General features: G+C 20.5%; 6 protein-coding genes and 1 pseudogene. 1 reads left to right on the top strand and 6 read right to left on the bottom strand.

The genetic code is table 25. The features are described from left to right. Positions 1–205: 205 nt before the first annotated feature. Both VAMP_RS03105 and VAMP_RS07060 read right to left on the bottom strand, forming a co-directional pair. Positions 206–2761: a DEAD/DEAH box helicase gene (locus VAMP_RS03105; RefSeq protein ID WP_213349117.1), complete on the bottom strand. Its 2556-nt coding sequence runs from the start codon at positions 2759–2761 to the stop codon at positions 206–208. A 231-nt stretch (positions 2762–2992) separates the two neighbouring features. Further along, positions 2993–4837: a DNA methyltransferase gene (locus VAMP_RS07060; RefSeq protein ID WP_213349115.1), complete on the bottom strand. Its 1845-nt coding sequence runs from the start codon at positions 4835–4837 to the stop codon at positions 2993–2995. A gap of 160 nt (positions 4838–4997) precedes the next feature. Here VAMP_RS07060 and VAMP_RS03095 point away from each other — a divergent pair, with 160 nt between their 5' ends. Beyond that, positions 4998–5765, top strand: coding sequence for a DUF2202 domain-containing protein (locus VAMP_RS03095; protein WP_213349113.1), 768 nt, complete (start codon positions 4998–5000; stop codon positions 5763–5765). A 250-nt stretch (positions 5766–6015) separates the two neighbouring features. On the opposite strand, the gene VAMP_RS03090 is transcribed toward VAMP_RS03095, so the two are convergent. The 4 genes and pseudogenes from VAMP_RS03090 to VAMP_RS07275 all read right to left on the bottom strand — a co-directional run. Continuing rightward, on the bottom strand, positions 6016–6342 hold the full coding sequence (locus tag VAMP_RS03090; RefSeq protein ID WP_213349111.1) for a hypothetical protein: 327 nt from the start codon (positions 6340–6342) through the stop codon (positions 6016–6018). A gap of 81 nt (positions 6343–6423) precedes the next feature. Next, positions 6424–9015, bottom strand: coding sequence for a type IV secretory system conjugative DNA transfer family protein (locus VAMP_RS07055; protein WP_213349108.1), 2592 nt, complete (start codon positions 9013–9015; stop codon positions 6424–6426). Between the two features lie 290 nt (positions 9016–9305). After that, positions 9306–10445: a hypothetical protein gene (locus VAMP_RS03080; RefSeq protein ID WP_213349106.1), complete on the bottom strand. Its 1140-nt coding sequence runs from the start codon at positions 10443–10445 to the stop codon at positions 9306–9308. Positions 10446–10649: 204 nt separating this feature from the next. Then, a pseudogene (locus VAMP_RS07275) lies at positions 10650–10833 on the bottom strand (transposase); the annotation flags it as partial. Positions 10834–10932: the final 99 nt, after the last annotated feature.

Here is a 10932-nt window from a genome sequence, read left to right as displayed (position 1 = left end):
ACATTAATACTAATAAAAAGTATATTTTTTTCATCATAATAGTTTATTTAAATAAATGTACTGTATTATTATTTAAATTTTTTAAAAAATCAAGTAAAAATTAATCTAATTATAATATTATTCATTATATAGTTTATGAAAATTAAATTTATCTTGTTTGAATCTACTTTTATAATTACCCACCCAAATCTTGAATAGCCAAAACTTATATTAAATTATTTTTTATATATTTTTCAGTATTTAATTTTTCAGATGGTGTATTTCAATCAAATACTATTCTATATTCAAAATCTTTATTTATTTGTTTAAACTTCATAAATCAAATTTCTTTTGCAAATACTTCATTAGTAATTTTTTCTCAGTTTTTATAATTCTGTTTTGCACTTAAATAGTCGGATTTTTTATCTCATCATTTTATTTCCAAAACAATATATTTTGTTTTTCAATTAGAATTTTCTATTTCTACCAATAAATCAGGAAAATAGTTTGAAATATATAATTGTCAATCCTTAAAAATTTCATAAGCAAAATAAAAATCTGTATAATTTGTTTTATCAGTTCATCAAGTAAAATATATTTCTTTTACATTTTCATTATCTTTTAATGCTTTTCTAATATGTGCAAAAATTTCTCTTTCATCAGTACTATCAAAATTATAAGGATTTAAATGGAATCAAAGCCTATTTTCTTCTTTATCTTCTTTATAACAAACAAGTCATCTATCTATTTTATCAACTCAAACTTCAAAATTAAATTTATTCACATCAAGTTTTATTATTTTCATATCTTCACCAACTATTTTTTCTTCAATATCGTAATTATAGAATTCTTTTATTAACTCATCTATTATAAAATTTAATTTATAATTATCTTTACTAATTTCTTTTACTAATTCATCTTTTGTTATTTTGTTATTTTTAAATATTTTTTTAATTATATTAAAATTAATATGAGTATATTTATTTATTATTCAAAGTATTTCATAATAAGAATAATCTTTATTTATATTTGTATTATTTTTTTCTAATTTTCATTCAGTATAAATAGCTTCATTATTTTCTAATTTAAGTTCTTTTACATTTCTATATATCTCTCTTCATTTATAATTATTGAAACTTAATATAAAATCATCAAAAGTATTTTTCTTTATAGCCTTTATATCTTTAATAATTTTTTTTATTTTTATAGTTTTTCTCTTTTCTATAGTACAATTTATTTCTTGAGATTCTCTTTTTGTACCTTGTAAATCTGATATCTCTATATCAAAATTTTTCTTAAGTTCTTTATCAAGTATTTTATAATTCTGTTTTGATAAGAATATCTTTGCTTTTTTGTTATTATCTCAAATTGCTCTTAAACATCTCGTTGTTGCTTGTAATGTAAATATTTGAGGAGGTTTTCTATATAAAGCGGTTGCAAACAAACTTTTGCAGTTCCATCATTCAGTTCATTTTCATACAAGAAGTATAAATTGTTTTTTACTTTCTTTAGTGTCAAGATTTTTAAATTCTTCTATTTCTTGTTTACTTGCTCAAGTATGGTTTTCAGTTATTTTTCTTGTATCTATTTTTAAACTTTTAAATACTTTTGTTTCTAAAGTTCTCCTAACTTCTTTTAATTCTTCAATACTTGCTGTATATATAGCAATTTTAGCTAGTTTTCATTCTACTTTGTTTTCTCAAAAACTTTGCCAAAATTCAGTTATTACATTTAGTAAAAATTCTTCTCATTTTACTTCTCAATATTCTATAACCTCAACTTGTTTTAATATTCAGTCTTGTATTCAATTTTTTAATCCATAATAAAAAACAACATCTTCAATAAGTTGTCAATTAACATATGGTGTTCAAGTCATATTTATACAATTTACAAGTGGTTTATTTTCGTGTATTCTATTTATTGTAAATTTTAATTTTTTTATTTCATTATCCAATGTTTTTCAAAAACTATGATGAGCTTCATCTATAAATATAGATAAATTATCAAGATTTTTAAGTGCTGTAAATCTCTCATTTTCTACTTCAGATTTTTCTTTTGACTTATCATCTCAAAATATTTGTTTTTGTAAATCATTACTTGCCTTTTTACTCTTAATAATTATTTTTTGAGAATTACTTACTATAATATTGTAATTTGAGCCTTCTGGTATAGTTAATTTTGTTATAGTATCTTCTAAATAATGGTATTTTATTTGCAACAAACTATTTGAATATTCTTTTGGTATTACTAAATTGTAATCAAATGACTTAATTTCTTTTAAACTTTCAATAATTGTTTTATCAGGTGCGAAAAATACAAAATTTTTTGCAAATCTTTTATCTTCACTGTGATAATAAGAAAGCACTATCTCATATAACATAAAAACTGTCATCAACACTGTTTTTCAAGTTCACATAGTAAGAGCATAAACTTGATTTGAGTAATCAGAATTTGAATTTTCTCATAAAATAGACTTTATTTTTTCATCCATTTTTTCAGGAGACATCATTAAATCAAGCATTTCATCTTGAGATAATCATAAGCTTTTTATTATCTCCTTTTTATCTCATATAATATCAAAAATTAATTCTCATATAGGTTTATTTCAAAGAATTTCTTTTATATATACATAAGTTTCAAAAGCATCAATTTGAGGTTCTCTTAAATATCTATTATTATTTATATATTTCAAAATATTTTGAGTTTCTTTATATGTTCATTCATATCAATTTAATTTCCAATCAAGAATTTTAACTTTTAATTTATCTATAAATTGTTTCATATTTTATTTTAAAAACTCTTAAATTATTTAATTTTTATATCAAAACTTACAAATAATTCTTCTCATAAAATATCTATAATTTTCATTGCTATAGTATATTTTCAATTATTTTTGTATTCCCATTTATAATTTCATTTTACTACTTCATTCTTTCAAGGATTATCTATTATTTCAGCATTAAATAAATTTCCATCATAATCAATATCAATAGATATGCTATCTATTACTTGATTAAAATGTTCTATTAAAGTTTTTTCAGCTTGTTTTTTTGTTATCTATATCAAGTTTTTTTAATAATACAGGAGATATAAAATCTATAATATTTATATTCAATTCTTTTCAATTTATTTTATAATCATACTCAAGTTCTGGCTTTTCTTTGAATATAAGTCATTCTTTTTCAATTAATATATCTCTTACAATTATCTTGATTTGTGTATTGTTGGTTTTCTTAATATAGTTTTCTATATCAAGCTCTTTTCAAGAACATATAAGTTCTACATCATAATATTTTAGAGGGCTTTTATTTGATATAAATTCATCTTGTGTATCATCAATATTTTTCAAAACTTCATCAATATCTTTTTTACTTAAAAGCCTATTTGGGTCTATAATTTTTACAAAACTACTACTTGTTTTTCAATCAAAAAATCATCTTATACTTTCTACTCCATATGCTTCAAGAAGTATATCTTTGTAAGTCTGTATTCACTCATCCTTATTTTTGAAAGCACTATATTCATTTACATTATATACCTTGAAAGATAAAGGAGTATTAACTTCATTTTTTAAACTATAAGTTCAAATTCATTTTCAATGAGAAATAAATATTTCATTTCAGTTGTATCATTCCATATCTTTTGTATATCTTTGAACTGTTGCATTTATTCTTCATTTAAAAGTGTTAATTTCTTTATTATATATTTCAGGGTAATTTTCTCTTATATATGGATAAATATCGTTTGTATAGTTTGCTTTTCATCAATTAACTAAAATTGCTTCTATAATTGCATTAAGTATTTTATTATCATCATTATTTATCTTTTCCAAATATTTTTCTTTTTGTTCTTCAATAATTTTATTTAACCTTTTTGTTGTTGTTTGAATAGCTCAAGTATTTATATCACATCATATCCATTTTCTTCATAACTTTTGAGCTACTGCACAAGTTGTTCAGCTTCACATAAAACAATCCAAAACTAAATCTCAAGGATTAGAACTTGCTTTAATAATTCTCTCAAGCAAAGCTTCAGGTTTTTGTGTTGGGTAATCTACACTTTGATTATGACTACTAACTACTATATTTTCTTCTATAATTTCTTCATCAGCCCAAGTATCAGCCATATTCTTTCATCATTCTTTCATATATGTTCTATATGAACTTCAATCAGTATTAAAAGTTTCTTTATATCTCTTTCAATTTTCATCTATTTTATTAAATCTTTTTATTGTAGCTTCAGCAAAATCTTCATATTGCATATTAAAATCATACTCAGAGTTTTTTGTATAAAAAAATATATTATCGTGTTTTTTTCAGAAAGAATTCTTACTATCAGTTCATCAAGTATATTTCCAAATAATTTCATTTCTAAAGTTATTTTCTCAAAATACTTCATCCATCATACATCTTAGATGATGAGATTTATGATGGTCACAGTGTAGATATATACTTCAAGTATCACTTAAAAGTTCTCTTAAAAGTAAAAGTCTTTCATACATAAACTGTAAATACTCATCTTTTCACCATATATCTCCATATTGTTTTTCTTCAAAAATACTTTGTTCTTGAGCTTCAATTTTTTTACCTTTAAATTTAACTTTCTTTACATAATCAGCTTTACTATCAAAAGGAGGGTCTATATAAATTAAATCAATTTTTCATTTATAATCTTTGAGAAGATGAGATAAAACTTGAAAATTATCTCACCAAAATATTTTATTAAAATCAGTTGATTTTTTATTTCAATAAACTTCTTTTTCTTGAGTAGGGTAGTATTCAATATTTAAACTTGCTGTTTTTCATTCCCAGTGAAGCATAGGTCTTCATTTTGTTTTTATAATATTTTTTTCTGACATATTTTAAAAATATTAATTAAAAATTGCTTTCATAATACAGAAAAAAATAAGTTTTTCAATAATTCATTATATAAAATATTTAATTTTAATTTAAGATAATATCTTATAATATTTATAATTTAATAATTAAAAAAACTGTTTAAATAACTAAATTATATAAATGAAAAATATAAAAATATTATTAACTATAGGAAGTATAACAATATTAATTACAAGTTCAAGTTACTGAATTTATTCAAATTTAGAAATACCAAATAAGCAAAACAATTATATACAAAAAACTTGATGAATTTTGATAAAACAAAATAGACAATTATCAAGAAATATTTGAGAACAAAATAAAAAAATATCAAAAAATATTTGAAAACAAAATAAAAATCAAAAAAATAATATTAAATCTATGATTAAAACAATAGAAAAACAAGCTTTATCTAGTTACGAAACTGAAAAACTTATGAATCAATATTTTGAAAAAATATTGTCTTATGATCTTTACAATTATTTTTATGAAAAATATAATATTAAAGTTTTTGAGAGTATAACAAATTCTAAATATCAACATATACAAGCGATAGAATCTATATTTAATAAATATAATATTGAAATACCAATAAATTATTGAGTATCACAAGATAAATTTGAAACTTTAAAATTAGAATGAGAAAAATGAATTAAACAAGCTTTGGAAATTAGTTTTAAGATAGAAATGATGGAAATAGATAATACACTTGAAATTATAAAAAATATTGACAATAATGATATTAAAGTAGTTTTTAGTTATATATCTTGAACTTCTTATAATCATTTAGAATCATTTTTGCAAGCTATAGAAAAAAAATGATTTGTAAGTGATTTGGATTATTCAAATTATATTAATGAAGATGAAATATATTTTGAATGATGAACTTTGAAATATGAATCGTATTAAACTTAAAATAAAATTAAATTAATTGTGTCCATACTACTTTTTTTTCTCAATTTACTTCTTTGTAATCTTCAGCATATACTTTTATTTGATCAGATATATCATACATATCTTTCCATTTTACTCAATCTGGAACATTAATTTTTTTCTTATGAAGTAATATTGATTAGCGACTAATAAATATAAGTTTTACTATATCCAAAAATATTTCCTATAAAAAAATAGAGTAATTAATTTCCTCTATTTTTTTAACTTAATTTTGATATCAATTTTTAATTTTTTTTATAACATTTCAAAGTCAATATTCTTCTGCTAGTTCTCTAGCTCATTCAAAATTTCAATTTTTAGCAAGTTCTTTAATCTCTTTCAATTGTTTCATTTTATATTTATTTAAATTTTTCCTGATACTTCAAAATTTATTATTTATTTCTGCTGGTAAATTTATTTTTCCATTTTCAGCTGGTAAATTTATTATTTCATTTGTATTATTTGATCATAAAACATAATTATTAGCATATGCACTTGTCATAATTCAAGTAGCTGATAAAATAATTGTTCATAATATTATTTTTTTGTTCATCTGTGTTTGTATTTATTATAAATAAAATCTATCATATATTTGATAGTATTTATTAGTATATATATTAAACTTAAAATAAAATTAAATTAATTGTGTCCATACTACTTTTTTTTCTCAATTTACTTCTTTGTAATCTTCAGCATATACTTTTATTTGATCAGATATATCATACATATCTTTCCATTTTACTCAATCTGGAACATTAATTTTTTTCTTATGAAGTAATCATTCATTATCTCATACTATTACAAATAATCAATAATTATATTTAAGTTTTACTATTCAATCATACCAGTTTCAAAGTTTTACAGTATTTTTATCATCAATATTTTGTAAAGATTTAGAATTTTCAGTTTTTTTAATTTCATTATTTTCTGATTTATTATTTTCTGATTTATTATTTTTGCTTTCATTATTTTTAGATTTTGAAATTTCTTTTGCTTTTTGTACTGCTTTTTCAGTTTTGGAAAATTTTTTTTCTGACCAATTTTTTATTAAAGTTTCCAATCTTTCTTTTTCTATAGCATATCTTTGGCGAGATTGTTTTATAATTTTTTGTTTAACTTCATCTCAATTTGTAGGATCTGGTAGTGGGAAACTAGACATACTAAAAGGATCTGTAGTACTACCATCTACCATTATTTTGGCATAAGCTTTAAATTTTGGGAGAGATACTATATCATTTCCAGAAACTAATCATTTAAACTGAGAAGATATTAATTGACTATCTTCATATCATAAACTAAAAGTAATTATAGTTCATACATTACCAAATATAGCATTTCTTATTTTTTCATTTATTTGAGATATATATTGATTGGCGACTACTAAAGATAATTTATATTTCCTAGCTTCTGAAAGAATGTTTTCAAAACTTTCTGTAGCAAAATTTTGAAATTCATCTATATATAAATAAAATTCTCTTCTTTCATTAAAACTAATATCTGCTCTAGACATAGCATCTATTTGAAATTTGGTAACCAAAAATGAACCTACCATACTTGCATTATCTTCTCATATTTTTCATTTACTTAAATTTATAAGAATTATTTTTCAAGAATCCATAAGTTTTCTTATATTTAATTGAGTTTTACTCTGTCCAAAAATATTTCTTATAATAGGAGAAGATAGGAACTGACCAACTTTATTTACAATAGGAGCTATAGCTTCATCTTTAAATTTATCATTCCATTTATCAAATTCTTCTTTTCGAAATTTAATTACAATAGGATCAGTAAGATGTTCTACGACTTCGTCTTTAAAATTTTTATCTTTCAAAATTCTTATCAAATGTAATAGTGTTGCTCAAGGATAATCTACTAAAGAAAGTATTACATTTCTTAATATATATTCTAATCTCGGTCCCCAAGATTCTCAATAAAGTTTTTTGAAAGTACCAACTACACCACTTACAACCAAATTTTTTTCTTCTTCAGTATTATATTCAAGAATATTGAAAGCAATAGGATATTTGTAATCTGCAACATCAAAAAGAACAATATCATTTATTCTCCAACTAGGAGTATGTTCAAGAAGAGTTTCTACTAAATCTCAATGAGGATCAATTACTGCTAGTCATTTATTTGTAATCATATCACTTCTTGCCATATTTGAAATTAATGTTGATTTTCACATTCAAGTTTTACCGATAACATAAACATGACGAAATTTATCTTCATTTCTAATACCAAATTTTATATTATCATTTTTGTAATCAGTAATTCAAAGTAAAGTAATATCATTTTTAATAGAATTATCAATAGTTGGAATATTTCATGGATAAGAAAGTTTTTTGTATTCTAAATAATTCAAATTTTTTACTTCAAAATCTCAATTTGGTAAATGAAAAAAATTTATTAATGAATTACTATCTACATTAAATTTTTCATAATTTTTTGAAATTTTTAAATCTCAAGAACTAGATAAATTTCAAAAAATTGATTTTAGATTTTTTTTTATATTTTTAACATTTTTTTCATTAAAATCTCATGATATCGCAAAAGATAATCATAATTTAGCAAAATATTTTTTTTCTTGATTATCTATTAAATTTTCTTTATCTTCTTTTTCATCTTCTTTATCTTTTCGTCGGAAAAATAATTTTATAAAAACATATTTTATAAAGTATAAAATATTGATTAATATATTAATAAATATAGACTTTTTGGATACTGTAAAATCATATTCAACATAAGTAAAAAGTTGAAATCAAACAGAAATATCATAATATAAAGAATAAAAATTATTTATAGGATCTACATAAATTCAATCTTTTACAAAATCTTGTTTAGTATGAAATACTGCATCTTTAAATATTAAATTATATTTAGGATCAGGAAAATTAATTTTTTTTAATATTAATTCAGAATTTTTGAATGATGAATAGAAATTATTTTCAAAAAAATCTTTGAAATCATTAGAAATTTTGACATATATTTTTATATTTTTGCTATTTCAAGCAACAATAAAAGTTAATTTTGCTTTATTTCAATGTATACTGTCCAAAAAACCTTGCCAATAAGCAAGAGTATTTTCCTCATCTTTGAAAGGTTTGATTTGATAAAATAAAAATTCTTCTCATCATTTGTTTTCTGATTTTTGTGTTTCAGAATTAGTAAGATTTGCAATTTTTTCTCAACAAATCTTAGCATAAAAAAACAATTTATTTAACATAAACCAAAAATAAATATTAAAAAATTTTTTGCAATTATAATTTTATTAACAAAAAAATCAATATTTATATTAAACATTTCTTAAAAAAGTTAGAATACAAATTTCTTATTAAAAAGATAACATAAATATTTAATAGTATTAAATCATAATAATGATTTATATTTCAAAATCAACTTTTTGATTTTTAAGTTTCTATTCTATTTTAGAAACTATAATTTTTTGAATATAAAAAACTTTTGAATAAAATTTATCAAAAAATATTTAAAACATTTACTTTAACAAAAGTAAAATTAATGTAATAAAAATGAGATATTATTATTTAAATTATTTTTATATTTATCATCATCAAGTTTTTCGCTTCTAAAAATTTCTTTATCATCAAAATAGTTTCAATCAATATTAATTCAATTATGTCTTAATGCTTTATTAAACTCAATATTTTTTCATAGTTTATTAAAAATAACTCAAATTTTTTTAATTACATTTTGATCAATATCTAAATCATATGATTTTAATAATGATAAATAACTATTTGCAAAAAGTGAAATAAAAGCTGATAATCTTTCTTGCACTTTGATACCACTAATATCTATATATTCTTCTTCGCTAGAAATAAAAAAATTTTCATTATAATTATCAAATATAGAATAATATAGTTTATTTAAATCATCATAATTAGAATTAACTATATAAGTTTCCAAATTTTTCCAAAAATCATATTGATATTTTATTAATCAATCTTTGAATGCAAAATTTGCAAGTTCATTAATTTTTTCCAAATCCGTATATTCTTCTTTATTATTTTCATAATCCATAATTGTAGATTTGAACAATTCAGGAAATAATTTGTCAAATCAGTCAACAGACATTGTAAATATATATCATATTTTTGCTAATCAAATTTTAAGATTATCTTTATCATATGATATAAAAATTGATAAATCTTTAAGATTATCATAAAGAACTCTAAATTCTGCAATAAATAGTTTTTTATTTTTATCCAAATCTTTATGATTTAAAATATTATTAACAATAACTTTAAATAAATATACAACAGATGCCAAGTATGAAATAATTTCACTTTCTTTATATGATTCATTAGATTTAAATAAATATTTAATTTCATCAACATCTTTTGTTGCAAAATATTTTAATCATTCATATCATTCAGATTTATAGATTAAATCTAATAATTCAAATTTACTATTTCAAGTATCCTCAACTAAAGAAAGAAAATATAATGCCGATTTCTTTTGTTCATTATTTTGTGAATAATATAAAATGTAATCAAGGCAAAGTGAATCTAATGTTAACATTCATTTATCCAAAAGCTCTTCTCCAGCCTCATTATCTCAATTTAATATATTATAAAATCATGCATAAGCATATATATTAGTTCAATATAATTCTCTTTCTTCTCATTCATCCAATAAATTTATATAATAATTAAAAAATTCTTGTATATTATACTAAAAACATTTAATAATATTAGTATAATTATCTAATTATTTGAATTTTATTATTCAACAAACTAGATAATTTTTCCTTAAAAGTTAAATTAAATTCTCAGCAAATAGCCTTAATTTTTTCTATAAAATCAAGAAAATTAGGAGTATATGTATTTTTTAATACTTTTTTTAAAAATTTCCAAACTCTTTCTATTAAATTTAAATTAGGTGAATATGGCGGTAAATAACACAGTTTTATTCACAGTTTTTCAGCTAAAATTTGAACTTCTTTAGCATGATTATATTTAGCATTATCTAAAATAATTACTATTTTTTTTCAGTTTCTGTACTCATTTCTAATTTTATACAAAACTTCTTTTACTGTTTCAGTATTACAATTTCTTTCTGTTATAAGTGAAGTAAATTTCATAGTTAAAGCATTTATTCATCATAAAATATTTATTCTTTT

The organism is Candidatus Vampirococcus lugosii, from assembly GCF_018420025.1.
Taxonomy (GTDB): domain Bacteria; phylum Patescibacteriota; class Gracilibacteria; order Absconditabacterales; family Absconditicoccaceae; genus Vampirococcus; species Vampirococcus lugosii.
This window is presented reverse-complemented; position numbering and strand designations above follow the sequence as displayed.